We start from the raw sequence: 23,623 nt of genomic DNA, 5'->3' as shown, positions 1-23,623 counted from the left end.
AGCGCAAGCAAGCACCGTACGGCTCCGTTACAAGCGTCCGCTTTCGCGTATGGAACCGCCGTTGAGACGGTAATGTGCAACGGGTTCGCCCGTCCATTCCTGGCCGGCTGCCGCCCGACGCGGTCAGCCGGAGCCGACCGGACCCGACGCTCGGGCAATCGCAGTCGAACGGGCCGGTGTAGGAGCCGTCCGGTCACGCGAGCCCGCGGACGGCTTTCCCTCAACGTCGCTCGGAACCATGAAGCGCAGTCAGCCGAGCGCATCTAGAAATCTTCGATCTTCACCGGACATTCCCTCGAGCCACTGTGCTTCGCACCCGGGTTCAGGAAGGACTCTACCGAATTCGACCATCTGCGACGGCGGCAACTCCGACAGGTAGACCCAAACGTGGCGGCTCGGCGTGCAAGCCTCGTCAACCACGATACCTAAGATACGCTCGAGTAATCGTTGTTTTTGCTCGGACGTTCGCCCCGCTCGAATCTCGCCGTGTACGAAAATGTGGTCCGACTTTACCGGTTGACCCGCCAGAAAGTGATTCCCGGCGGCAATGTCCTGGAATATCACCTGGGCAAAGAACGCTTGGGCGCCTGTCGCCTCACTGTGCGCTTGCGTGATGCCGGAAGCGATCGCATGCTTCAGCTGAGCGTCCAGGCGGCCTTCCGCAGCCGCGACAACGTAGGTTGGCATTGACGGTCTCCTGTAAATCGCTGTTTCAGTGAAAAGGTTTGAGTGGAATGTTCAATATCCGGCGGCTGCCGCGCGTCCCACTTGCGAGCCAAGCGTCCCCGCAGCAGCCGAGTAAGGCTCAAGGACGGAGGCGATAACGTCAATAGCTTGCTGAATTTGCTGACGGGAAATGTTGAGATAAGGGATTGCGCGAACCCCATCGGCGCCGGACGGAAGAACGTAGAGACCTTTTGCGTGGAGCTTCTCGACGAATTCGCCAGCGAGCAGCGATGTCACGCCGAAACGCACAATATTGGTTTCCACAGACGCAACGTCCAGTGCGATTCCTGGCAAAGATGCAATTCCGTGGGCAAGCATTTGCGCATGCTCATGATCTTCCACCAGACGGGCACGATGGTTACGCAACGCATAGAGCGCCCCCGCCGCGATGATGCCCGCCTGACGGAAGCCGCCTCCGATTTGTTGCTTGAAACGACGTGCCCGAGCAATAAAGTCGTGCGGGCCGGCCAGCGCGGAGCCAACCGGTGCGCCTAGGGCCTTGGAAAAACACACGCTGACAGTGTCGAAGTGCTTTGCGTAGTCGCGCTCAGGAATACCTGTAGCCGCCGTTGCATGCCACAACCGCGCCCCATCGAGATGCAGCGCCAGGCCTTTCGATCGGGCTGCATCGCAAACACCGACAAGTTGCTCGATCGGCCACACTTTCCCCCCGCCGATGTTGTGAGTGTTCTCAAGACACAGCAGCTTGACCGGCGCGGGTATCGTAGCCGGAAAGAATCGATGCGGCACACCTAGTGCATCCGCCAGGTCTTTCGGGGAGAACACGCCGCGCACGCCGGGCAAAAGCCGCGGGAGCACACCTGAGAAAGCAGCTGGCGCCCCACCCTCAAGAATATAAACGTGTGCGTTCTGATCGAACAGCACCGCGTCGCCCGGTTCCGTGTGGGCCCGGATGGCGACCTGATTGGTCATGGTGCCGGTCACCATATATACGGCGTCCTCTTTGCCCAGCAATTCCGCTACTTCGTGCTCCAGCTCCCTTACGGTCGGGTCGTCGCCATAGACGTCATCGCCTACCGATGCAGACGCCATGGCTTCTCGCATGGCCGCCGTGGGCTGGCTGCAAGTATCGCTACGCAGGTCGATCATTTCGTGCTCTCCGGGATGATTGTCGTGCCCAGATTGTGTATTGCTGCAGGTGCGTACTTTTGGATAAAGTTGCGCTTATTAACGGTGTGAGCGACTTGGCGGTACGCCGAAAAAGCGTCGGAATTCTCGGGTTAGATGCCCTTGGTCGCAGTATCCGACTTCGACGGCAACCTGCCTCAGCGGCTGCCCCTTCAGCAAGAGCTGCTTTGCCATCGCGACCCGGCGCTGGACCAGGTACGCGTGCGGCGCCATACCGACGGAATGCTTGAACACGCGAATAAGCTGATAGGAACTCATTCCGGCGACTTCTGCGATCACGTCGAGGGTCGGGTTCTCGACGAAGTGCGCATCGATATATTCGCGTGCCCGTTTAACCGCGCCCGGCAGCAACGTTGAAAAGTCGGTGCGCGGAGCTGTCTGTGCGTGCCGCTGGACCAGTTGAAACAACGCTGCGGTGAGACGCGAGGCCTTTTCCAAAGGATGAATGTCGGTCGATTCCGAACAACGATGGGCTTCGTACAGCAACCGCATCGTCTGCGGGTCGTCAATGACCGTCTCGGAGAAATGGAGCGTGCTTCTCAATGGCCGGCGCTCATGGTTCAGCATGTTCGCCAGGTCGGCGGTCGGCACATACATCATCCGGTAGTCCCAGCCTCCCTCGAGCGCGGGTCGCCCTTCGTGCACGCTGCCGGGATTGATGACGCAGATCGTGCGTTCGGGCATCACGAGACGGTGTCCACGCGCGTCGAGGTATGCCTGTGCACCGCGCTCAATGACGCCGAACGCAAACTCGTCGTGCGCGTGTGGCGGAAACCGATGAGTACGGTAGGTCGCCTGTAGCATCTCGATACTTGCGAATGCAGGCTCCCGCCAGAACTTCGCCCGATTGGGAATGTGCGGTGGTACACGATCCATTTGACTGACCCGGGATGTCGGGAAGGTTCGGCCCGAACACGCGTTCGAAACCTGCTTGCCTCCATTTCACCAATGATCGCATTTTCGCAGATGGCACGCCGGCTACATCCTGGATGCTCAAACCAGCCTGCGATCAACGCTGCGGCTTGTATTGCTTTTCGGACGCAGAACCAAAGAAGGACGACGACCGCAATAGGCCCTGAAGATTGCGCAGACAGCGCCGCACCGGCATACATGTCCGAGAAAGAACAGCTTCCTGACAAAAACCGCCAGTCGAGTGACCGGTTCCATTAGCTACGAAGCGGCAGTATTGGTCGAGCGCTGTCTCACGACAAATGCTTGCACCTCAACCATAGCCGACGCTTGCCGTGCATCCGCGGTGCGGCGAACGAGTCCTGACCGATTGCTGTCGTTCCAACATCGTCAGCGATGTCCGCGGTGGCCGACAAGCGCGTATCGCCCATTGGGCCGGTTTCGAAGTGGAGCAGTCGTTTGGGTGACAAGTACCTGCCTCAGGCGAGCGGCAGAAAGTGGCCGCACCTCGCCACCAAGGTAGACAAAAGTCGACGAAGGTCTCCACGCTCTTACCCCTTTGCGCAGGCTCAACTATGCCTCGACCGCGACAGGCTGTCGTATCTATGGGTCGATGCCTGAGATCACCCGCCCAGTCTGATGAATCGCGTTTGAACCGATCCCGCGCGCAATTAAGTTTTACTTATACCCCCTCCTTTTTGCCTAATTCGACGCGGAGAAATCGGCCACCGACCATGCATTCATGCCCGACGCGCCTGTGCGCGCCGGAAACGCAACGAATCCACGGAGGTCATCCATGCAAGTCGACGTTCTCGTCGCCCGCAGCGCCGAAGTATCCGATCTGCGGCGCGCCCTTGCGCGCGCCGTCGCCGCAAGCAGTCAGAAAGTTGTCGATCTGGCGCGCGCGCTGGTCGCGGAGCCGAGCCCGTATCCGCCCGGCGACACGCACGCCGTCGCACAACGCATTGAGGCCATGCTAGCGGGCAGCGGCGTCGAGATCACGCGATACGGCACCCTTCCGCACGTGATGAACCTCGTCGTGCGGGTGCGCGGTGCGCGGCCCGGCCGGCGGCTCGTCTTCAACGGCCATCTCGACACCTTCCCGCTCGTCGATGCGGATCGCTGGAGCGCCGACCCCAACGGCGAGGCCCGCGACGGCAAGCTCTACGGCCTGGGCGTCTCCGACATGAAAGGCGGCATCGCGGCAATCGTGTTCGCGCTGCGCCACCTTGCCTCAATGCGCGACACGTTGCCGGGCGAAATCGTCGCGACCTTCGTCGGCGACGAGGAAAGCATGGGTACAGAGGGGGCAGGCTATCTGCTAAAGCACGTGCCCGAAGCCTCCGGCGACGCGATGATCAGCGCCGACACCGGCTCGCCCGCCGTCCTGCGCTTCGGCGAGAAAGGCATGATCTGGCTGCGGCTGGACGCGTCCGGCAAGTCGGCGCATGCGGCCCACGTTCATCGCGGCATCAGCGCCATCGAGCGGCTGCTCGACGCCATTCAGGATATGAAGACGCTCCGCGATCATCCTGTCGATGCGCCCGCCGACGTGCTCGCCGCGATCGAACACGCGGGCCCCGTATCTGAAGCACTGTCCGGCTGCGGCGAAAGCGACGTGCTTCGCCGCGTGACGGTCACCTTCGGCACCGTTCAGGGCGGCCGCCTTTCGAATCTCGTCGCGGATCACGCGTGCGCCACCGCCGACATCCGCCTGCCGGTCGGCGCGAGCGTCGCGCAGATCGAGGCGCGCATCAACGAGATCGTCGCGCGGCACGAAGGCGTCAGCGTCGAGATCACGCGGCGCTACGAGCCGAACTGGACCTCGCCCGATCACGAGATCGTGCAGCGCGTGCGCCGCAATTGCGCGGCGCGGCTCGGCATCGAGCCGGTCGTCAACATGCGCGTGGGCGCATCGGACGCGCGTCACTACCGCATGCACGGCGTGCCCACCGTGGTCTGCGGACTCACCGCGCACAACATGGGCTCGTTCGACGAGCACGTCCACATCGACGAGCTGCGCGCGCTCGGCGAAATCTACGCCCTCACCGCCTTCGATTACCTGCACGGCATCTGAACGGCCCGTCCGGCTTTCGTATCGCGTATCGCGTCAGCTTCCACACGTCGCATCGACCAAGGAAAACGCCATGTCACACGACCTCAGTCTCAGCCGGGAGCAGCGCGGCAAGTTCCGGCGCATTCTGGCCTCCACGCTCGTCGGCAACATGCTCGAGTTCTATGATCTCTTCATCTACGGCTTTCTCGCCGCCATCCTCGCGAAGGCGTTCTTTCCGACGGGCGACGCCTACACGTCGATGCTCGCCACCGCCGCGACCTTCGGCATCAGCTACTTCATCCGGCCGCTCGGCGCGGTCGTGATCGGCAAGATCCTGCAGGGCTTCTCGGCGGGCGGCGAGTTCGGCTCGACGGTCTCGTTTGTCACCGAGCACGCGCCGCGCGGCATGAAGGGCTATTTCGCGAGCTATCAGGTGGTCGGCATCGGGCTTGCGACGGGACTCGCGAGCATCGTCGGCCTCGGCACGACACGCCTGATGACGCCTGAAACGCTGCTGTCGTGGGGATGGCGTGTGCCGTTCTTCATCGGCCTCGCGATCGTGCCGTTCGGCTACTGGATTCGCCGCCGCGTCGACGAAACGCCCGAGTTCGAGGCGAGCCGGCACGAGCAAAGTCCGCTGCGCGAGACGCTCGCGAACGCCAAGGCGCGCATCGCGGCCGCGATCGGGCTCTACTCGCTCGCCGCGTCGACGAACTATCTACTGGGCGTGTTCATTCCGCTCTATGCGCAGAAGGTGCTCGGCCTCTCCCCGGCCGATTCGATGCTCGGCGCGATGGGCTACTCCGTCGCGCAGATCTTCCTGCCGCCCGTGTTCGGCGCGCTGTCGGACCGCGTGGGACGGCTCGCGCTCATCACGGCGGGCACGCTGCTGACCGTCGCGCTCACGATGCCGGCATTCCATCTGATGGTCGCGCAGCCTACGGTCGGCGTGTACGTGCTCTGCATCACCGGCCTCACCGCCTGCGTGATGGTGTTCCAGGGCGCGATGCCCGCGTTCGTCGCGGAGCTGTTTCCGCACGGCACGCGCACGACCTGCATCGCGATCGTGCACAACCTGACCTTCGCGGTCTTCGGCGGCCTCTCGCTGATGATCTGCACATGGATCGCCAACGAGACCGGCAGCAAGTTCGTGCCCGCGTGGTACGTGATGGTCACCGCCGTGGTCGCGCTTACCTGTATCCTCTGGTTCAGGTTGCGCTATCAGCCCGCGCGCATCGAGGAGAACGCGCTGAACAACGCGTGAGCGTAGCGCCGGTCTTGCCGCGCGGGCCGGCTCGCCCGGCTTGCCCGACCCCGACCGGAAACGACATTCGATGAGACTGAGGCACATAGAGGTAGTCAACGCGATCCGCGTCACGGGCACGCTGAAGGCCGCCGCCACGCTGCTGTCGCTCACGCAGCCGGCGGTCACGCAGATCCTGCAGAGCGCGGAGCGCCAGCTTGGCTATCCACTGTTCGAGCGCACGCGCGGCAAGCTTGTTCCGACGCGCGAGGCGCAGCGCCTCTTTCCCGAGATCATGAAGCTCGACGAGCAGTTGCACGCTGTGCAGCGGCTCGCCGGCAACCTGCGCGGCGGCACCGACGAATCGTCGATCCGCGTGCTGGCCGCACCGGCGCTCGCGCAGACCGTCGTCGCGGATGCGGCGCTGGCGTTCGCCGCGATGCATCCGAACGTGAGGCTCTCCGTGCGCTCCGATTACTCGGCGACCGCGGTCTCGAACATCGCGTTGATGGACGCCGATGTCGGCGTGCTCTATCACAGCATCGCGCATCCGGCGATCCGCGAGATCGAGCTGGCGTCGAGCCGGCTTGTGTGCGTGGGTCATCCCGGCGTGCTCGAGGACGCCGCGTCAATCGACCTCGCCGCCTTCGACGGGCGCGAGATCCTCGGCCCCGACCCCGACGATCCGGTCGGCCGCCTGCTCAACAAGCGCTTCGAGGAGTATGCGCTCAACGTGCGCACGACCATCACGGCGCAGTCGTATCACTCGCTCATCGCGCTTGCCGCGCGCTCGCGGCTCATTACGATCGTCGATGAATTCTCGGCGCTCTCCGCGCGCGCGTTCGGCCTTAACGTCGCGCCGCTCGCGCCGGAGATCGCGATTCCGGTCGTCGCGAGCCTCGCGATCAGCGGCGAGCGTTCCGCGCTCGTCGATCAGTTCGTGCAGATGTGCAAAAAAATCATGCGCGCGCAAATGAAGCCTCGCGCCGTTCAACCCTGAACCTTCCCGACACCCGAGCCATGACCATTCGGACCTTTAATCCGTCGCGCGGCACGCGCGGCATGGCGGTCGCGCCGCACTCGCTCGCCTCGCAGAGCGCGCTCGCCGTGCTGCGCGAAGGCGGCAACGCCGTCGAAGCCATGATCGCCGCCGCCGCGACCATCGCGGTCGTCTATCCGCACATGAACGGCATCGGCGGTGACGGCTTCTGGCTGATCTCGCGGCCGGGCGCCGAACCCATCGGCATCGAGGCGTGCGGCGCGGCTGCGTCGGCGGCGACGATCAAGCGGTATCGCGCGCTCGGGCTCGACCGCATTCCGCATCGCGGGCCGCTTGCCGCGAATACGGTTGCGGGCACGGTGTCGGGCTGGCATGCGGCGTTCGAGTGGTCGCGCACAGTGCTCGGCGGACGCCTGCCGCTGTCGCGCCTGCTCGACGATGCGATCGACTATGCGACGCACGGCGTGCCCATCACGGACAGTCAGGCGCGATGCATCGCCTCCAAGCGCGACGAACTCGCAAGCGTGCCCGGCTTCGCGGACACCTTCATGCCCTCGCCCTTGCAGGCCGGCGATCGCTTTACGCAGCCGCGCATGGCCGCGACGCTCGCGCAACTCGTGCGCAACGGGCTCGACGACTTCTATCGCGGCGATCTCGCGCGCAGCATGGCGGCGGAACTGAGCGCGCTGGGAAGCCCGCTCGGCGCCGGCGATCTGGAACGGCACCGCGCGCGGATCGTGACGCCGCTCGCGCTCGCGCATTCGCTCGGCACCGTCTACAACATGCCGCCGCCGACGCAGGGCGTCGTTTCGCTCATCATCGTCGGGCTTCTCGACCGTGTGCTGCGCGACGACATGGACCCGCTCGGCCCGGAGTATGTTCACGCGTGCGTCGAGGCGACGAAGCTCGCATTCGCGGTCCGCGATGCGCACGTCACCGATCCCGATTACATGGACGTCGATCCGCAAGCGTTGCTCGCGCCCAGGCGTCTCGACGAACTCGCGGCGCAAATCTCGATGGATCGAGCCGCGCCGTGGAGCAACGGACTTGGTCCCGCCGACACGGTATGGCTCGGCGTCATCGACGGCAATGGCGTCGCCGTCAGCTTCATCCAGAGCATCTATCACGAGTTCGGCAGCGGAATCGTGCTGCCTTCGTCGGGCGTCAACTGGCAGAACCGCGGCTGCAGCTTTTCGCTCGACGCAGCCTCGCGCAATCCGCTGATGCCGGGTCGCCGGCCGTTCCACACGCTGAATCCTGCGCTCGCGCGTTTCGCCGATGGACGCACGATGGTCTACGGCAACATGGGCGGCGACGGTCAGCCGCAATCGCAGAGCGCGGTGTTCACGCGCATCGCGCGGTACGGATGGAATCCGCAGACGGCCATCGATGCGCCGCGCTGGCTGCTCGGCCGCACGTGGGGACAGGCGAGCGATTCGCTCAAGCTCGAAGCGCGCTTCGGTGACGGAACTGCCGCGGCGCTTCGCAGCCTCGGCCATGAAGTCGATGTGCTGCTGCCCTACGACGAAACGATGGGCCATGCGGGTGCGATCATCCGTTATCCGAATGGATATTTCGAAGGAGGACACGATCCGCGCAGCGACGGCGCGGCGATCGGCTGGTGACGGACGTTCCCCGCATGATGCTTCATGCCGGGAACGCGGCGGTCAGCGCAGCGCTTCGCCGCGCGCCATGCTTCCGGAAGGCGGAACGGCGACCTGAACCGGTTTCCCCGGCCACTTCCCGAGCACGGCTTCCGCGACGATTTCCGCTGTCGCCGCCGAAAGCGTCCATCCGAGATGCCCGTGCCCGGTGTTGTAAAACACGCCGGGGCGCCTGCCCTGCCCGACCTTCGGCAGCATGCTCGGCAACATCGGGCGCAGGCCGCTCCACGGGATCACGCGCGCGGTCGATACTTCAGGAAAGTAGCGCCGCGTCCATTCGACGAGCGGCGCGATGCGGTCCGCGCGGATATCGCGGTTGAAGCCGTTCAGTTCCGCCGTGCCCGCGACGCGGAAACGATCCGCGCCGAGGCGGCTCGTGACGATCTTCGCGCGGTCGTCGAGCAGGCTGACCCACGGCGCGTGCTCGCGGCTGCGCGCATCGTCGAGACAGACGGTGATCGAATAGCCTTTGACGGGATAGACGTTGACGTGATCGCCGGCCATCGAGGCAAACTCTCGGCTGCCGACGCCCGCGCAGATCACGATGCCGTCGAACTGAAGAACCTGTTCTTCGCCCGCCTGCTCGACCGTCAGCGCGACGCGGCCCGCCTGATCATCGATCGATTTGACCGACGTGTCGTAACGGAATTCGACGCCGTGACGCACGCAGGCATCGGCGAGACCGCGCGTGAACTTGTGGATGTCGCCGGTCGAATCCGAGGGCGTGAAGAAGCCCGCGTGAAAACTGCCCTTAAGCGCCGGCTCGATCGACGCGATTTCCTGCGCGGTGACCGCATGGCGCGCCAGGCCCGCGCCGTTGAGAATCTCGTTGACCTTCGACGCGGCCTCGAACTCCTTGCGTGTCGCGTAAAAATGCAGGATGCCGCGCCGCTCCAGATCGAAGTCGATGCGCTCCGTGTCCGCGATGCGGAACAGATGTTCGCGCGCGGCGAGCGCGAGGCGCACGGTCTCGGCCGTGTTGGCACGATAGTTCGGAACCTGCCGCAGGAACTCGCCCATCCAGCTGTACTTGTGCCAGCCGGGGCGCGGGTTCATCAGCAAGGGCGCGTCGCGCGTGAACATCCACTTGAGGCCCTTCAGCACGGTTGCGCGGCTGTTCCAGACTTCCGCATTGCTGGCCGAGAGCTGCCCGCCGTTGGCGAAGGAGGTTTCCATCGCCGCATAACGATGACGTTCGAGCACGGTGACGCGCAGGCCGCGCTGCGCGAGCGCGTAAGCGGTCGTGACGCCGGTGATCCCGGCGCCGATGATGGCGATTCGTGACATGACATGGTCCAGTTTTCGTTGAGCATCGCCGGCCGTATATAGCCGGCACCGATGCCCCATCTGTCCATGTACCTGAGAGTTTCGCCCGCACGCCGTGCATTGCTGCCGGCCGGAGCTCCCCTTCGGTGGGCGCGCATGGCGCCGCTCTCCAGATGTTCCGGCGCGCACGGTCCTTTTGCCTGAGAGTTTCCGGGGCGGTTGCTCCGTCGGCGTCGTCGCGGGGGACGAGCTCTTCCGTGGCGCGTTGTCGAACGCCTTGACGATACCCATCCTAAATGCGCCTGGCAAGCCCTTCTTTCTTTCATCCTGCTCCCCGAGGTTCCACGCGGACAGACACGACTCTCCCGAGCAGGAGATCTTCGACGTGGGCTTTAAGAGCTGCATGAAGCGCAGCCGCAGTTAAGAGAACACATCGAGATGCGACGCACGCGTTTTCGCAAGTAGCGCGTTCGATGAATGGCGGCGGGCGCTCGGCATGCGTTACAACATTGAAGTCACTTCTTGGACCCTCCCCGTGAGATTGTCGGCATATATTCAGCGCGCTCACTGCGAGAGCCTTCTCAACCGACCGCCGACCACTCATAAACGTCGCGTGCCAGCGGGCCCGGGTCATCATGAGCTGATACTAGGAAGCCCTGTTGCTCAAGGCTCCAGCTTTGCTCGCCAAGGATATTTTCAATCTTCTCGCGGTCGAGCGCGGGCATGCCGTCGGTTGCCGGCGTCATGACAAAAAGCCCCAGGCCTCAGTCCTGAAGCCGGTTCACCCGGGCATACGTCGTCAGGTCTCTCGATGCGCGCAAGAAATTCAGCTCAACGCTAGTCGGAGTCTTGTACACCGCTGAGATGACGCTCCCAGCCTTGCCGGGGGGCGTGAGATTGAATTCGAGTCAGTGAGACTGACCCTTGGATTATCAAGAAGCGCCCGTTGCGGCTCGGTACTGATTCTCTCAAACGATAACCCGGCAATCTTCCTCAACTCGTCATCAACAAGACGGCACACAGCGGCGTTGTCGAGGGTGATGAATTCACCGGTCTTCCGTTCTTCGCGAGGCACAAGAGGCACGACGTCGTAATAGAGCCGACTCAGAACAGCGTCCACGGCCACGCCTGAACATCTCGTCGTAAATGGCCTCTGTCACGTTCGCGATGGGCGTCGGAATGCTAAACCCGGCGTTGACGAAAAGCAGGTCGATGGTTTTGAACTCGGCTTTTACCTGAGCGGCGAGCGCGTCGATGTCGGTCAATGATCGCGCGTCGCTCGAAACCACGAGTGCCTCGTTCCCAAGGGCTCTGTCACGTTGCCGACCCTGTGACGAGATATGGGCGAAGACAGCCGTGTGTCAGAAAACGGCGGACGGATCTTGGGTAACGCCGGTGAAAAATCGCCATGCTTCAAATCGTGCGGCGAGTTGTTTCCGATAGAGCGATGCGCGTAGCAGGTGCCGCTTGAGCGCGAAGTGTTGCCGGATCGGACCAAAGCACGACAGGAAAACTTGCGTGCGCCCGGGCAGTCGAAAGCCTCGCATCCGGCGCTCGCGTTCGCGCGTAGGCTGATGGCTGTTTTCGGCCCTGTTGTTCACGCGCGCAGGCCTTGACGAATACGTGCTTCACGTTAGCGAGCTCCGGGAGCTCGGTTTTTGCGGCTGGGTAACTGCGTAGCTGGTCGGTGACGATCTTCTTCGGTAGCGCGGGACAGCCTGCCAGCAGGCGTTTGAAAGAGCGTTTCGCCGCAGCCTTGTCGCGTCGTTTCTGCAGCAGGATGTCGAGTTCAATGCCGTGCTCGTCGACTGCACGCCACAGCACATACGGCTCGCCACGCAGTGTCACGAACATTTCGTCGAGGTGCCACGTTGAACCAGGCTTGCGACGGGCGGCCTTGGCCTGACGAGCGAAGCACGGGCCGAACTTGTCCGTCCACCGACGGATCGATTCATGGCTGACAGTCACGCGGCGCTCGAACAGCCACTCTTCAATGTCGCGCAGGCTCAGTTGAAAACGGAAGAACCAGCGAACTGCCTGGCTGATAACTGCCACCGGAAAGCCGTGGCCGTGATAGATCGATTTTGCTTTTTTTCATCGCGACATCTTAGGCCACCGGTTCGCCAACGTGACAGAGCCACAGGTTGCGCTACGAGAGTAGCTCGCAGTCCAGTCGGGAATATCGTCGAGTGTCTGATCTGCCGCCCTCGACCGACGCAGCGTGTCTGCGCCGAGCCGACTAGCCAGCTGGTCAGCAATGGGCTATCCCCTGCTGGCAGCGCCTACCCAGCGGATAAGTCGGACCCTGCTTCCGGCTAATGCTCCAGCCCGACAGAGACACCGCTCCGCTCACGATCAGAACTTGTGCCGCAGCGCGAGACGCACCAGCACCTGATTTTTCGTGGTGGACGCATCCGGCGCGGCAGAGCCACCCGTTCCGAATGTATCGGGCGCGATCGATGCCACAGTCGCGTCGCCGGCAGCCCTCTGGTAGGCGCCAAGCAGATAAACGTCTGTCCGCTTGCTCAGAAAGTAGTCGCCGATCAGTTGCACCTGATGGTATTTCGGGCTGGCGTCGGTCGACCTCAGCTTGCCGTCCGTAAAGCTATACACGGTAGCCAGCGAAAAGAACGGCGTGATGAAGTAGACACCGTTCACCTGGTAGTTGTCGAACGTCAAACGGTCGGTGCCCGAATCAAACCTGGTGTGGCTATAGAGGACGCCGACTTTGCCGCCGTTGAAAGAGTAGGTGCTACCTACGCCAACAACGTCCTGTCTTGTAGCCGGGCCGGCAAGCCCATTTGCTTGCAACGAGCCGGTGCGGCCGACGTTGATATAGTCTCCGGACACGGCGCCAGCTGTATTGCTGTTCGGCGAGTTCAGGTGCATGTAGGCCGCACCGATACTGAAGGCCCCCGCGGAGTACGAGCTCCCAAGGCTCCAGACGCGATTGACAGCGAAACCGGAACCGGCTGCACCGGTGTTTGCGCTGTTGCTGAAGGCGTACATACCACCGAACTTGAACCCTTTGAACTCGGGGCTCGCATACTTGATGACGTTGTTGATGCGAAAGGAATTGACGATATTGTCGTTATCGAGCGGATGAGCAAGCCCGGTGTACGGCACGCCGCTGTACGGTTGCAGGTAGTCCACGACTGAGTCGTACTGACGGCCGGCGGTCACAGTACCGAAGGCGCTGCTACTGATACCAACATATGCCTGACGACCGAACATCCGGCCGCCCTGACCCAGGCTTCCACTAGTCAGCGAGAACCCGTTCTCGAGGCGAAACACAGCCTTCAGGCCCCCACCAAGATCCTCACTACCCACCATGCCAAACCGGTTGCCCTGCAAGACTCCCGAGGTCATGTCGACATTCGACTTGCCACCGTCGTTGTTGATGTAGTTGATGCCAACGTCCATCAGACCATACAGCGACACACTGCTCTGCGCCCATGACGAACCCGAGAGGACACACATTGCGGCAATACAAATCGTACTCCGAACCATATTACAGCCTCCTTGAAAATCCTTTTTTCTTCGGAAAGGTTTTGATAGCGACCCTCGTCCGCAGAGCAAGTCTTGCAGGTACCGCCCATTGTCGGGACCGGCTTGATGGACCACGCGTGGCAAGCACGTCCCCGGATTCCGTCAATTATGGATCCGACTTCCCAATCAGCCGGATCGCGCGTCCTGCTTACACCGATACCCCGAAGCGATGAAGGAGCCGCGGGCATTGGCCACTTCATTGCGTTCAACGCCACTTCAGTTTGCGGCTCACCGCATGGTGAGCCCGTAGCGATAGTGATGACAGAACCGCTCGTTTATACCGAGATCATCAGGGCGCACGCAGCAACTCAAATTCCTTCAGATGACCCGATGGCAATTTGTCTCGTCCCGGGTCCGCGGGCAGCTCGATACCATACTCACGCTTGACAACGTCAGAGATGAGTTCGTAGCAGCTACCGATCCGGACCACTTCAACTTCAGGAAACCGGAGGATGGTCGCCGATCGTTGATAGTGGTGATACTTGCGCAAGCCGTAATTGAGGATGATGTCTGCGGCCGCCTTGATCTCCGGTTCGATATCATCGACGCGAAACCTGGGTCCGCTGCCACTGAGGTTGGCCGAAGAACCGAACAAAGGTTGCACCGCTTCGCGGCTCAGGCGACAGAGTTCGTTGTAAATGGGACCAGCGTTCAGCAACATCGCGATGGTGCCATTCGCTGTACTTGCCTTGAGCAACTCGTCGTCGATCTTCTGAAGAAGCGGGTGGTCGAGCCGGCATGGTGCGATCGCACCAAGTGGCAAGTTGTAGTCGAGGGTGATCGACTCGATGATGTCCTGCGAACGTTTGTCCAACGCATGAATCTCTCGTTGGGTAATTGCGTCTCCGAGGATGGCATTGCGCTTGTGGCTGCCTCGCTTCTTCGTTTCGAAGATTTTCTGCATGGCGGCCTTGCTGCTACCGACCATGCCGTATCCGACATCGTTCGGCCAGATTGCAATACCTCCTCCTGCAACGACTTCAAAGACCCGGCGTACATCACTTGCAATATCGATTCGCGGCATGCTCGTCTCCGATGTAAGAATTCTGTAAATTCTCGTTAGGTGTACAGATCACCACGGGTTGGCGGACGCGCAGCGGCGAGTGCATGATGCGTCGATTTACGTTCTAACCGGGATTCCGCCCCGGGTTGACGGTTGAGCGTACAGCCGGTCGAACATCAATCGCGAACCCTGCCCCCAAATTGACCCGTAGCGCCGTCGGGGCGCTGCACTGGCCGTGCGAATCCACCAGCCTTAATCGTACATCCTGTCATAACAACTTTGTACATGGTAGTATACCTAGTGTGGCGTGCCTGATACGGGCACATTTCTTTGCGCTTGCGCTACTACCAATGGAGGATTACCGCAATGAGTGTGACGACGCTCGATTCCAGAACAGCACTAGTAGTCATCGACCTTCAGAAAGGCATTGCTGCCCTTCCCGTCATTCATCCGGTCACCCAGATTACTGAGCGCGCCAATGCGCTTGCCGCGGCGTTTCGCAGCCGCGGGCTGCCGGTGGTGCTGGTGAATGTCGCCGGTGGCGCGCCCGGTCGGGCAGAGTACTCCCACAATACGGCCGACTTCCCCGCCGATTGGACCGATCTGATTTCTGAACTGACGCGTGATGCAGAAGACCATCTCGTCACCAAGCAGACCTGGGGCGCTTTCGCGGGCACAGCGCTGGAGTCCTGGCTCCGTTCCCAGGGCGTGACGCAAATCGTCCTCGCCGGCATCGCCACGAGCATGGGTGTTGAGTCAACGGCACGCGAGGCGCACGCTCTTGGCTTTAACGTGACGCTGGCAGTTGATGCGATGACCGATCTGAGCGCAGATGCGCATGACAACAGCGTCTCCCGCATTTTCCCCTGGCTCGGAGAAACCGGCACGACCCAGGAAATCCTGGCTCTCGTACAGAAAACAGAGACCTGAGAGGTAGCACCTCTGCGTAGCTAGCCGAAGGAAAAAAGCCGCGTTGCCTGAAAGACATCGCGGCCAACTACAACTCCTCGCTCTCTTCGACGCAGGGGCGCCCACCGCCCCACTCCCTAAGCCGAATAGTCGTACACTCCCCGACCAGTCTTGCGACCGAGCCGTCCGGCTTCTACCAGTTGCCGTAGTAACGTGCACGCCCGGTATTTCGGGTCGCCGAAGTCGCGCAGATACACATCCATTACGGATAGACAGACGTCAAGTCCGACGAGATCGGCCAGCGCGAGCGGGCCGATAGGATGGTTGGCTCCGAGCTTCATACCAGTATCGATGTCCTCGGCGCTCGCCAGCCCTTCCTGCAAGACGAAAAACGCCTCATTGATCATCGGCACCAGAATTCGGTTGACGACGAAACCCGGGGAGTTCCGCACGCCGATCGGCGACTTGTCGATGCGCTCAGTGAGCTCGTGCACCGTGGTAGCTGTTTCGTCGCTCGTTTGCAAACCGCGAATAATCTCGACCAGCGGCATGACCGGCACCGGGTTGAAGAAGTGCATACCGATGAAGCGCGACGGCTGAGCAAGTCCCGCGGCAAGCGCGGTGATGGAAATCGACGACGTATTGGTCGCTATTACCGCGTCTGCTCGTGCGGCCGTCTCGATCTGCGCAATGATCCGCTTTTTCAGGTCGACGTTTTCAGTCGCAGCCTCAACCACCATGTCCGCGGACGTGAGACTTGTGTACTCCGTTGACGGAACAATTCGCGCCAGGGCCGCTTCTCTCTCGGAGTCCTCCAGTTTGCCTTTGGATACGAGCCGCTGCAGGCTATGGTCAATCGTCGATTTTGCCTTTTCGAGCGCCGCGTCGCTAACGTCGATAATCACGACGTTGATGCCTGCGACAGCAAGGGCCTGTGCTATCCCGGAGCCCATTGCGCCTGCGCCGACGACGCCTACCGATTCTATTTTCATAAGTTGTCCTCGTTGGACCCACTGGTCCGGTCACTGGAGGTTTTCAAAGACAGCCGCAATCCCCTGGCCGCCACCAATGCACATCGTGACGAGTGCAAACCGTCCACCGATGCGCTTGAGTTCATAGAGCGCTTTCACTGTGATGAGCGCGCCTGTTGCCCCCACCGGGTGGCCGAGTGAAATTCCGGAGCCGTTGGGGTTGACCTTTTGAGGATCAAGCCCAAGCTCGTTGACCACCGCGCACGCCTGTGCGGCGAAAGCTTCATTGCTCTCAATCACATCAAGCTGCGAGAAATCAAGACCCGCGCGTTTCATCGCAGTGCGGCTTGCTGGCACGGGACCAATTCCCATGTACGCCGGATCCACGCCTGCGTGCGCATAGGACACCAGCCGGGCAAGCGGCTTTGCGCCGCGCCGCTCCGCAACCCCACGCTCCATCAGCAGAACAGCTGCAGCTGCATCGTTGATGCCCGACGAATTGCCGGCCGTCACCGTACCGTCTTCCTTGGCAAACACCGGCTTGAGCTTCGCAAAGTCACCGGCGCTCGCGTCGTGGCGCACGTGCTCATCCGTGTCGAAGGCCTCTTCGCCCGTTTTCGTGCGGACCGTGATGGGGAGGATCTGCTCACGGAAACGCCCCTCAGCGATCGCCCGCGCCGCCCGCCGATGCGATTCCAGCGCGAGTGCATCCTGAGCCTCGCGAGAAACCTCGTACCGGCGGGCAACGTTCTCTGCGGTCACGCCCATGTGAATCGGCTGGAATGGGTCCTGCAAGGCGCCCAGCATCATGTCTACAAGTCGTGCATCGCCCATGCGCTGCCCGAACCGGCCACCCGGAAGGCCGTACAGCGCGCGGCTCATGCTTTCAGCACCGCCGCCGATGGCGATGTCGGCATCGCCAAGCAAGACCGTCTGTGCTGCAGAGATCACTGCCTGCAACCCGGACCCACAAAGGCGATTCACCGTCAGCGCCGGAACGTGCTGCCCCACCCCTCCGTTGATCGCTGCCACGCGCCCCAGGTACATGTCCTTCGGCTCGGTATGGATCACATTACCGAAAACGACGTGACCCACTTCATCGCCGGCGACGTCCGCGCGCTCAAGCGTTTCCCGAACCATCATCGCTCCCAACTCGGTCGGTGAGAAGTTCTTCAGACTTCCACCGAAGTCGCCGATTGCCGTGCGCACTCCGCTAACGACCACCACTTCACGAATTGCTTCGCTCATTTTGTCCGCTCCAATAGTTCGGGCCAGATAGGTCCGCGGTTACATGTTCGGGTAATTTGGACCGCCTCCCCCTTCGGGGGCCACCCAGACTATGTTCTGTGTGGGGTCCTTGATGTCGCACCTCTTGCAGTGCACGCAGTTCTGCGCGTTGATCTGCAAGCGGTCCTGATCTGCATCGTCCTTGACGAACTCATAGACTCCCGCTGGACAGAACCGCGCCTCGGGTCCCGCATACGTTTGCAGGTTGACGGCGACGGGAACGCTCGGGTCTTTCAGGGTGAGATGCGACGGCTGATGCTCTGTGTGGTTTGTGTTTGAGATAAACACCGACGACAGTCGGTCGAAGCTGACATTGCCATCGGGCTTCGGACAGGCAATCGGTCGCAGCGGGCTTCAGCGTCTGGTGATCCGCGTGCTTGTGATGCAGCGTCCAGGGAATCTGGCCACGCAGCAGCTTCTGCTCGATGCCGACCATCAAGTGCCGAGAAAGAGCCCGCGGCTCATCCATTGCTTGAAGTTGCGCGCTTTGTGCAGCTCGTTGTGCAGCCAGGACTGCCTGAACGATTCGGGGTATGTGAGCAGCTCATCCGACTCGCGCCCCGCCTGCACAGCTTCAAACGCGGCGTCCGCCGCCAGCATGCCCGTCTTGATCCCGCATGCGAACCTTTGATTCGCGACACGTTGAGAAAACCCGCGTCATCCCCGACCAGGGCTCCTCCGGGGAACACGAGTTTCGGCAGCGAAACCACGCCTCCGGCAGAGATGGCTCTCGCGCCATATGAGATGCGTTTTCCATTACGAACAGCACTTCCTTGACGGGGACTGTGTAACTCATGGAATGTCTCCTGATGCTGCCGCTCACCGGTTGCCAGGGACGCGGCCTGCAAAACTTCTGTTGCGTTGCGTGCTGCCATAGTAGCGACGGCACAGTCAATCAGCGCTACCCAAACTTGCCCTTTAATTGACTAAATGTGCCAACTGAGCAGACGTGCCAACGTGGCTCGGGCGTCACCGGCAATCAGCCGCTCCTGGTTTCCCGGTACGCACCGGGCGTACTACCGGTCCAATGACGAAAGGTGAAAGGCCGTCGGATCGTCGAACCCGATCTCGTAGGCAATTGATGCAATCGCATCGTCAGAGCGGGTAAGCCGCTGAATCGAAAGATCGCGACGGACGTCCTTGATCGCCTGATAGGATGTTCCTTCCCCCTCGAGGCGTCTGCGTAACGTCCGGATGGAGTAGTGCAGCTTTTCGGCGACAGCATCCACTGTTGGCACCACAGGTAGCCCTGCGGCGATGCATTGCCTGACCTGATGACAGACCATCTCCCCGGTGAAGGAAACGAAAATCCAGTCTTCAGGGGCGCGTTTGAGAAAAAGCGTCAGGTCGGCCTTGCGCTGCCGGATAGGAAGGTTCAGATATGCCGCGTCGAAAATGAGGCGCGTGCCGTCCCGCTCAAAGCGAATGGGACCCGGACACAGGTTAGGCAAATCGCAAGCCTGCGCAGTCCGGGGAAAATTGAACGCCGCTTCGACGAGGGGTATCTTCTCGTGGATAAGCCAGGATGCGACGCCATGTACCAGCTTGAGCATCAATTCACGAGCGAGCGGACTCGCATCCAGGCCATCCGGGTGAGGGACGGTCTCGACAACAGCGTGCCCCTCCTCACGACGAGAAAGGATCTGGAATTCATCAAGGATCAGGTGGAAGAACTGCCCGAAGCGATGCAGCGCCACTTCAAGATGCGGCGCATCAAGCAGGCTCAGGCACAGAAACTTGAGCGTGCCTTTGCGCAGCGCGCCGGGCAAAAATGCCCGGCATTTCATCGCCAAGTTCAAGCGCGAGCAGCCTGTACAGTGTCGCGAACTGTTCCTGTGTGACACGTGCTGCAGGTTGTGCCAACAAGTTGTGCGAGATACCCGAGCGGCCCGCCAGGCGGCCGATCGCGGACCGGTCCGCGCGGGCCAGAAATCCGTGGACGACCGGGATAGGCATAGTGGCGGAGAGATGCCCCATGGTATGGCTTAGTAGTAATGGAACGTAACACGTTGAAGTCGTTCATCAACTGAACAACCCTGCCGCCTCCATTCTCACTTCCTGACCTGCCTCCGATTCAGAAGACGACACGATCCGATACGTGAAGCTGTCAGCCCGAAAAGTGGCCGTCATGCTTTGTAAGGGTCGTCCAGTCGAGTCCGACACGAGGCGCTCCATGACAAACACGGGATCGCCCTTTTTCAGCTCGAGATGCTCGGCGACTTTCGCGTCGCACGCTTGAGCGCGCATCTCCATTTCGGTCCGAGCGGCGCGCAGACCGCGAGTCGCCAGCTGGTCGAGCATGTTGGTGGCTTCCAGTGCCTCTCTCGTAAGAAGCGCACCGATGGGTGCGGGCACCCGCGCAACCGTATGCAGGACCGGACGCTCGTACCGACGACGCAAACGCGCCACCTCGAGAACCGGTTCGCTGGCGTCGACCTGCAAGCGTTGCGCTATCTCAGCACCTGGCATCTTCCAGACGTACGAAAGCACGTGGGCGACGGTGCCGCGTCCGATCTCAAGGATCGACGGGAGGTCCTGGTCGATAGCCATGGTCGTCGATGCGATCAGTGGGGCAGCGACTCGAGCAGGCCGCCCTCTGCCACGCTCAATCAAACCCACTCGCTCAAGGTCATCCAGCGCCCGTCGCACGGTAATGCGGCTTACCCCGTACTGCTTTTCCAGCTCCTTCTCAGTAGGGAGAACGGTGCCCGGTCCGAGCCGGCCGCGCTCAATCGCTTCCATTAGGCCCTGATGGACACGCGCGTAAAGGGGGCCTTCCTTGGGTTCTGTCATATCAATCGCCACGCTCAAAGAAGTCATATTACCCCTGCGCCACATAGACCGCCAATAGCGTTTAACTGCCTCACTCCAACATAGGCTACTCTCTGCGAACTAAGACGCATAGTCGGTATAACATCTTGTTGCATCAAGTCATATTTAGTCGTAAAGTTTAGGGACGCTAGCACTACCGGAGAAGAAATTGGAAGCAGTCAACAAGCTGCGAAAGCAGCTGGAGTCGAAGGAGCTCATCGTTGCGCCGGGCGCGTGGGATGGCATAAGCGCCCGCCTCATCGAACAGGCGGGCTTTCCCGTCGCCTATATGACGGGAGCCGGCGTTGCAGCGGCGAACGGCTATCCGGATTTCGGGCTGGTCACGCTGACCGAAATGACGGCGGCCGCCAGGACGTTGACGCGTTCGGTGTCGATTCCTGTTATCGCCGACGCGGACACGGGGTTCGGGAACGCCCTGAATGTGCGACGCACCGTCCAGGAATATGAAAAATCCGGCGTCGCTGCCATCCAGATCGAAGACCAGTTGTTCCCGAAACGCTGTGGTCACCTGGAAGGGAAGGAACTGGTCCAAACGACAGAATTCGTGGAAAAAATTGCGGCCGCCGCCGCCGCAAGGGGCGAAGGCGGGATGTTGATCGTTGCGCGCACCGATGCTCGCGCCGTGACGGGGCTGGACGATGCGATCGAACGTGTGAACCGGGCACTTGATGCCGGTGCCGACATCGCTTTCGTGGAAGCTCCCCAAACGGTCGAAGAGGCTGCGGCCATCGCCCGCCACGTGAACGGCCCCTGCCTGCTCAACCTGGTCCCGGGTGGCAAAACGCCCAATATTCCCCTGAAAGACGTTGCGGAGCTCGGTTTCCGTATTGCGATCCTGCCCGGGCTGTTGCTGACCAAGATGATGGGCGCTGCCGATCTCGCACTCTCGGTGGTCCGCAGCACGGGTCGCGTCGAGGTGCGCCCCGACGAGCTTCCTATTCGCGATTTGTTCAACCGGCTCGGTGCACTTGAATGGCAGTACCCGGCTGCGTCGGCCACCGGTGGCGGAGCGAAATAATGGCTCAGACACTGTTCGACCGGATCTGGGATGCTCACGTCGTAACCGACCTGGGCGGTGGCTGGGCGCTTCTGGCAATTGACCGGCATTTGCTCCACGACCTTTCAGGCCCCGGCGGTTTTGAGACGCTCGCTGCGCGTGGACTTCCCGTGAGCCGGCCGGACCTCTCCTTCGCAACGGCGGACCACGCGGTCAGTAGTGCCCCGCACCGTACCGGCGAGACGAACCCGGCGGGCGCAAAGCTGTACGCGAGCCTGCAGCGGTACTGCGACAACGCGTCCGTTCCCTTCTACGACCTCGGAAAAGCTGGTCAGGGCATTGTTCACGTGATGGCGCCGGAGATGGGCCTGACCCTGCCCGGTACAACTATCGTGTGCGGCGACAGCCACACATGCACACATGGCGGCCTCGGCGCCCTCGCATTTGGTATCGGATCCTCCGAGCTGGCACACGTACTGGCAACCCAGACCGTTCGCCAGAAGAAGCCCCGTCAGATGCGTATCACTTACAGGGGGACGCTGGCCAGGGGCGTATTCGCTAAAGACCTCGCTCTGCATGTCATTGCAAAACTCGGTTGCTCAGCCGGCGTGGGTTACGCCATCGAGCACTCTGGACCAGCCCTTGAAGGGCTGAGCGTCGAGGAGCGACTGACGCTATGCAACATGTCGGTGGAACTCGGCAGCAAGATTGCCTTCTGCCCACCCGATGACGTGACCTTCGACTTTCTCCGTGACCTGCCCTACGCACCAGCAGGCGATGAGTTCGAGCTTGCCGTCAGCGAGTGGCGCAAGCTCCGCTCCGACGACGATGCCCAATTCGACGTCGAAGTCAGCATTGATCTGGGCGACGTGGAGCCGATGGTGACTTGGGGCACGACACCGGAGCACGCGTTAGCTGTAACGTCCGCAGTTCCGAATCCGACGGACAGCACCGACGCTGAGCGCGGCAAGGGGGTTGAAGCCGCACTTGAATACATGGGGCTTTCCGGCGGCCAATCGCTGGCGGGCACCAGCGTCGACTGGGTGTTTATCGGTTCGTGTGCAAACTCCCGGATTTCCGACCTGCGCGAAGCGGCCACGATCGTGCGAGGCAAGCACGTTGCGCCCAATGTGCGGGCGTGGGTCGTTCCCGGTTCCCAACTGGTCAAGGAAATCGCAGAGGCTGAAGGACTCGCGGAAGTATTCCGCAGCGCCGGCTTCGAATGGCGCGAGCCCGGTTGTTCTATGTGCGTCGCCGCCAATGGCGATGTCGTTCCCCCCGGCCAGCGCATTGTCAGCACGTCAAACCGCAACTTCATCGGCCGTCAGGGGCCGGGCGCGCGCACGCACCTGGCAAGCCCCGCAACGGCTGCGGCTGCCGCGATTGCCGGCGCCATCGCCGATCCAAGAAGGGGTTAAGCAATGGAACGCTTCCAGACTGTCAGTGGGCCCGCCGCTCCCCTGCTGCGGCGCGACGTCGATACAGACATCATCATCCGCATTGAAAGGCTGACCGGCCTGCCGAAGGATCAACTCGGCCAGTACGCTTTTGAAGTCTGGCGTGGTCCCGACTTCGTTCTTGACCGGGAGCCCTTCATCGGAGCACCCATCCTGATCGCAGGTGCGAACTTCGGTTGCGGTTCGTCGCGTGAAGCCGCCGTATGGGCGTTGCAGGGTTTGGGACTTCGGGTCGTCATTGCCCCGTCGTTCGGTGAGATCTTCATGTCCAACTGCTTCCAGAACGGCGTATTGCCGGTCGTCCTCCCCGAACAGCAGGTCGCAAATCTGGCAGAACAGGCGCGAAGCGGTGCAGCAGTCACTGCAGACCTCGATGCCTGCGTCATCACGGCTCCCGATGGAACGTCGTTTCCATTCCAGGTGGACCCCGTAAGGCGAGAGATGTTGATCGAAGGTGCCGATGAAATGTCGCTCACTCTTCGCAGGCAAGACCTCATCCGCCAATGGCAGACAGACGACGCACGCCGTCGTCCGTGGGTCTACGTCGGGTCACGCTCAGCTAAATAGATGTTTGAACTTGAAGCTCAGAACTACTACGGAGACAA

At 61.7% G+C, this 23,623-nt stretch carries 19 protein-coding genes, 3 pseudogenes and 2 riboswitches; of the genes and pseudogenes, 8 read left to right on the top strand and 14 right to left on the bottom strand.

Going from position 1 to position 23,623, the window contains the following annotated elements; all coding sequences use genetic code 11:
• Positions 1-249: 249 nt before the first annotated feature.
• The 3 genes from B0G75_RS35140 to B0G75_RS35130 form a co-directional block, all read right to left on the bottom strand.
• On the bottom strand, positions 250-687 hold the full coding sequence (locus B0G75_RS35140; RefSeq protein ID WP_106314409.1) for a tautomerase family protein: 438 nt from the start codon (positions 685-687) through the stop codon (positions 250-252).
• Between the two features lie 51 nt (positions 688-738).
• Positions 739-1,836: a low specificity L-threonine aldolase gene (locus tag B0G75_RS35135; protein WP_106314408.1), complete on the bottom strand. Its 1,098-nt coding sequence runs from the start codon at positions 1,834-1,836 to the stop codon at positions 739-741.
• A 78-nt stretch (positions 1,837-1,914) separates the two neighbouring features.
• A complete protein-coding gene (locus tag B0G75_RS35130; RefSeq protein WP_106314407.1) occupies positions 1,915-2,751 on the bottom strand; it encodes an AraC family transcriptional regulator in 837 nt (278 codons plus the stop codon).
• A gap of 829 nt (positions 2,752-3,580) precedes the next feature.
• Between B0G75_RS35130 and B0G75_RS35125 the strand changes: the two genes are divergently transcribed.
• The 4 genes from B0G75_RS35125 to B0G75_RS35110 all read left to right on the top strand — a co-directional run bounded on the left by B0G75_RS35125 (position 3,581) and on the right by B0G75_RS35110 (position 8,708).
• Positions 3,581-4,861 carry a M20/M25/M40 family metallo-hydrolase gene (locus B0G75_RS35125; RefSeq protein WP_106314406.1) on the top strand — a complete coding sequence of 427 codons (1,281 nt, stop codon included), beginning with the start codon at positions 3,581-3,583 and terminating at the stop codon, positions 4,859-4,861.
• 70 nt (positions 4,862-4,931) lie between these two features.
• A complete protein-coding gene (locus B0G75_RS35120) occupies positions 4,932-6,104 on the top strand; it encodes an MFS transporter (RefSeq protein WP_106314405.1) in 1,173 nt (390 codons plus the stop codon).
• A gap of 70 nt (positions 6,105-6,174) precedes the next feature.
• Entirely contained in the window at positions 6,175-7,083 is a 909-nt protein-coding gene (locus B0G75_RS35115) for a LysR family transcriptional regulator (RefSeq protein ID WP_106314404.1), read from the top strand.
• A gap of 20 nt (positions 7,084-7,103) precedes the next feature.
• The gene (locus B0G75_RS35110) at positions 7,104-8,708 is read left to right on the top strand and encodes a gamma-glutamyltransferase family protein (protein ID WP_106314403.1); all 1,605 of its coding nucleotides are present in this window, start codon (positions 7,104-7,106) and stop codon (positions 8,706-8,708) included.
• 42 nt (positions 8,709-8,750) lie between these two features.
• On the opposite strand, the gene B0G75_RS35105 is transcribed toward B0G75_RS35110, so the two are convergent.
• The 6 genes and pseudogenes from B0G75_RS35105 to B0G75_RS35080 form a co-directional block, all read right to left on the bottom strand.
• Positions 8,751-10,094, bottom strand: a complete 1,344-nt coding sequence (locus tag B0G75_RS35105) for a D-amino acid dehydrogenase (protein ID WP_374956939.1) — start codon at positions 10,092-10,094, stop codon at positions 8,751-8,753.
• Positions 10,092-10,189: riboswitch (glycine riboswitch) on the bottom strand. Its footprint overlaps the gene before it by 3 nt.
• 2 nt (positions 10,190-10,191) lie before the next feature.
• Positions 10,192-10,282: riboswitch (glycine riboswitch) on the bottom strand.
• 312 nt (positions 10,283-10,594) lie between these two features.
• Entirely contained in the window at positions 10,595-10,759 is a 165-nt protein-coding gene (locus B0G75_RS40910; RefSeq protein ID WP_181309419.1) for a hypothetical protein, read from the bottom strand.
• Positions 10,760-11,059: 300 nt separating this feature from the next.
• Positions 11,060-11,353 carry an SDR family NAD(P)-dependent oxidoreductase gene (locus tag B0G75_RS35100; protein ID WP_258194853.1) on the bottom strand — a complete coding sequence of 98 codons (294 nt, stop codon included), beginning with the start codon at positions 11,351-11,353 and terminating at the stop codon, positions 11,060-11,062.
• A 21-nt stretch (positions 11,354-11,374) separates the two neighbouring features.
• Positions 11,375-12,092: pseudogene (locus tag B0G75_RS35095) on the bottom strand (IS6 family transposase).
• Positions 12,093-12,368: 276 nt separating this feature from the next.
• Positions 12,369-13,523: a porin gene (locus tag B0G75_RS35085; protein ID WP_106314401.1), complete on the bottom strand. Its 1,155-nt coding sequence runs from the start codon at positions 13,521-13,523 to the stop codon at positions 12,369-12,371.
• A gap of 328 nt (positions 13,524-13,851) precedes the next feature.
• Entirely contained in the window at positions 13,852-14,586 is a 735-nt protein-coding gene (locus B0G75_RS35080) for a Sua5/YciO/YrdC/YwlC family protein (protein WP_106314400.1), read from the bottom strand.
• A 345-nt stretch (positions 14,587-14,931) separates the two neighbouring features.
• On the opposite strand from B0G75_RS35080, the gene B0G75_RS35075 reads away from it, so the two are divergent.
• Complete coding sequence (locus B0G75_RS35075) at positions 14,932-15,495, top strand: isochorismatase family protein (protein WP_106314399.1); 564 nt, start codon at positions 14,932-14,934, stop codon at positions 15,493-15,495.
• A 116-nt stretch (positions 15,496-15,611) separates the two neighbouring features.
• Here B0G75_RS35075 and B0G75_RS35070 read toward each other — a convergent pair whose 3' ends face one another.
• The 5 genes and pseudogenes from B0G75_RS35070 to B0G75_RS35050 all read right to left on the bottom strand — a co-directional run bounded on the left by B0G75_RS35070 (position 15,612) and on the right by B0G75_RS35050 (position 20,552).
• The gene (locus tag B0G75_RS35070; RefSeq protein ID WP_106314398.1) at positions 15,612-16,466 is read right to left on the bottom strand and encodes a 3-hydroxybutyryl-CoA dehydrogenase; all 855 of its coding nucleotides are present in this window, start codon (positions 16,464-16,466) and stop codon (positions 15,612-15,614) included.
• Positions 16,467-16,496: 30 nt separating this feature from the next.
• Positions 16,497-17,693, bottom strand: coding sequence for a beta-ketothiolase BktB (bktB, locus tag B0G75_RS35065; RefSeq protein WP_106314397.1), 1,197 nt, complete (start codon positions 17,691-17,693; stop codon positions 16,497-16,499).
• 39 nt (positions 17,694-17,732) lie between these two features.
• A pseudogene (locus tag B0G75_RS35060) lies at positions 17,733-18,487 on the bottom strand (electron transfer flavoprotein-ubiquinone oxidoreductase); the annotation flags it as partial.
• A 224-nt stretch (positions 18,488-18,711) separates the two neighbouring features.
• A pseudogene (locus B0G75_RS35055) lies at positions 18,712-19,709 on the bottom strand (AraC family transcriptional regulator).
• 45 nt (positions 19,710-19,754) lie between these two features.
• Complete coding sequence (locus B0G75_RS35050; RefSeq protein WP_181309418.1) at positions 19,755-20,552, bottom strand: GntR family transcriptional regulator; 798 nt, start codon at positions 20,550-20,552, stop codon at positions 19,755-19,757.
• A 160-nt stretch (positions 20,553-20,712) separates the two neighbouring features.
• On the opposite strand from B0G75_RS35050, the gene B0G75_RS35045 reads away from it, so the two are divergent.
• The 3 genes from B0G75_RS35045 to leuD are packed head-to-tail and all read left to right on the top strand — an operon-like array spanning position 20,713 to position 23,585.
• Positions 20,713-21,582, top strand: a complete 870-nt coding sequence (locus B0G75_RS35045) for an oxaloacetate decarboxylase (protein WP_106314395.1) — start codon at positions 20,713-20,715, stop codon at positions 21,580-21,582.
• Positions 21,582-22,979: a 3-isopropylmalate dehydratase large subunit gene (leuC, locus tag B0G75_RS35040; protein WP_106314394.1), complete on the top strand. Its 1,398-nt coding sequence runs from the start codon at positions 21,582-21,584 to the stop codon at positions 22,977-22,979. The genes B0G75_RS35045 and leuC overlap by 1 nt, the downstream gene beginning before the upstream one ends.
• A 3-nt stretch (positions 22,980-22,982) precedes the next feature.
• Positions 22,983-23,585 carry a 3-isopropylmalate dehydratase small subunit gene (gene leuD / locus B0G75_RS35035; RefSeq protein WP_106314393.1) on the top strand — a complete coding sequence of 201 codons (603 nt, stop codon included), beginning with the start codon at positions 22,983-22,985 and terminating at the stop codon, positions 23,583-23,585.
• Positions 23,586-23,623: the final 38 nt, after the last annotated feature.

It is taken from the genome of Paraburkholderia sp. BL18I3N2, assembly GCF_003001875.1.
Lineage (GTDB): Bacteria > Pseudomonadota > Gammaproteobacteria > Burkholderiales > Burkholderiaceae > Paraburkholderia > Paraburkholderia phytofirmans.
Note: the sequence above shows the minus strand (reverse complement) of the source record. Positions and strands in the feature narration are given on the sequence as shown.

Bases quoted from the DNA above. Each gene is read 5' to 3' on its own strand.
- B0G75_RS35140 (WP_106314409.1), bottom strand. From the start codon at position 687: ATGCCAACCTACGTTGTCGCGGCTGCGGAAGGCCGCCTGGACGCTCAG.
- B0G75_RS35135 (WP_106314408.1), bottom strand. From the start codon at position 1,836: ATGATCGACCTGCGTAGCGATACTTGCAGCCAGCCCACGGCGGCCATG.
- B0G75_RS35130 (WP_106314407.1), bottom strand. From the start codon at position 2,751: ATGGATCGTGTACCACCGCACATTCCCAATCGGGCGAAGTTCTGGCGG.
- B0G75_RS35125 (WP_106314406.1), top strand. From the start codon at position 3,581: ATGCAAGTCGACGTTCTCGTCGCCCGCAGCGCCGAAGTATCCGATCTG.
- B0G75_RS35120 (WP_106314405.1), top strand. From the start codon at position 4,932: ATGTCACACGACCTCAGTCTCAGCCGGGAGCAGCGCGGCAAGTTCCGG.
- B0G75_RS35115 (WP_106314404.1), top strand. From the start codon at position 6,175: ATGAGACTGAGGCACATAGAGGTAGTCAACGCGATCCGCGTCACGGGC.
- B0G75_RS35110 (WP_106314403.1), top strand. From the start codon at position 7,104: ATGACCATTCGGACCTTTAATCCGTCGCGCGGCACGCGCGGCATGGCG.
- B0G75_RS35105 (WP_374956939.1), bottom strand. From the start codon at position 10,094: ATGGGGCATCGGTGCCGGCTATATACGGCCGGCGATGCTCAACGAAAA.
- B0G75_RS40910 (WP_181309419.1), bottom strand. From the start codon at position 10,759: ATGACGCCGGCAACCGACGGCATGCCCGCGCTCGACCGCGAGAAGATT.
- B0G75_RS35085 (WP_106314401.1), bottom strand. From the start codon at position 13,523: ATGGTTCGGAGTACGATTTGTATTGCCGCAATGTGTGTCCTCTCGGGT.
- B0G75_RS35080 (WP_106314400.1), bottom strand. From the start codon at position 14,586: ATGCCGCGAATCGATATTGCAAGTGATGTACGCCGGGTCTTTGAAGTC.
- B0G75_RS35075 (WP_106314399.1), top strand. From the start codon at position 14,932: ATGAGTGTGACGACGCTCGATTCCAGAACAGCACTAGTAGTCATCGAC.
- B0G75_RS35070 (WP_106314398.1), bottom strand. From the start codon at position 16,466: ATGAAAATAGAATCGGTAGGCGTCGTCGGCGCAGGCGCAATGGGCTCC.
- bktB (WP_106314397.1), bottom strand. From the start codon at position 17,693: ATGAGCGAAGCAATTCGTGAAGTGGTGGTCGTTAGCGGAGTGCGCACG.
- B0G75_RS35050 (WP_181309418.1), bottom strand. From the start codon at position 20,552: ATGACTTCTTTGAGCGTGGCGATTGATATGACAGAACCCAAGGAAGGC.
- leuC (WP_106314394.1), top strand. From the start codon at position 21,582: ATGGCTCAGACACTGTTCGACCGGATCTGGGATGCTCACGTCGTAACC.
- leuD (WP_106314393.1), top strand. From the start codon at position 22,983: ATGGAACGCTTCCAGACTGTCAGTGGGCCCGCCGCTCCCCTGCTGCGG.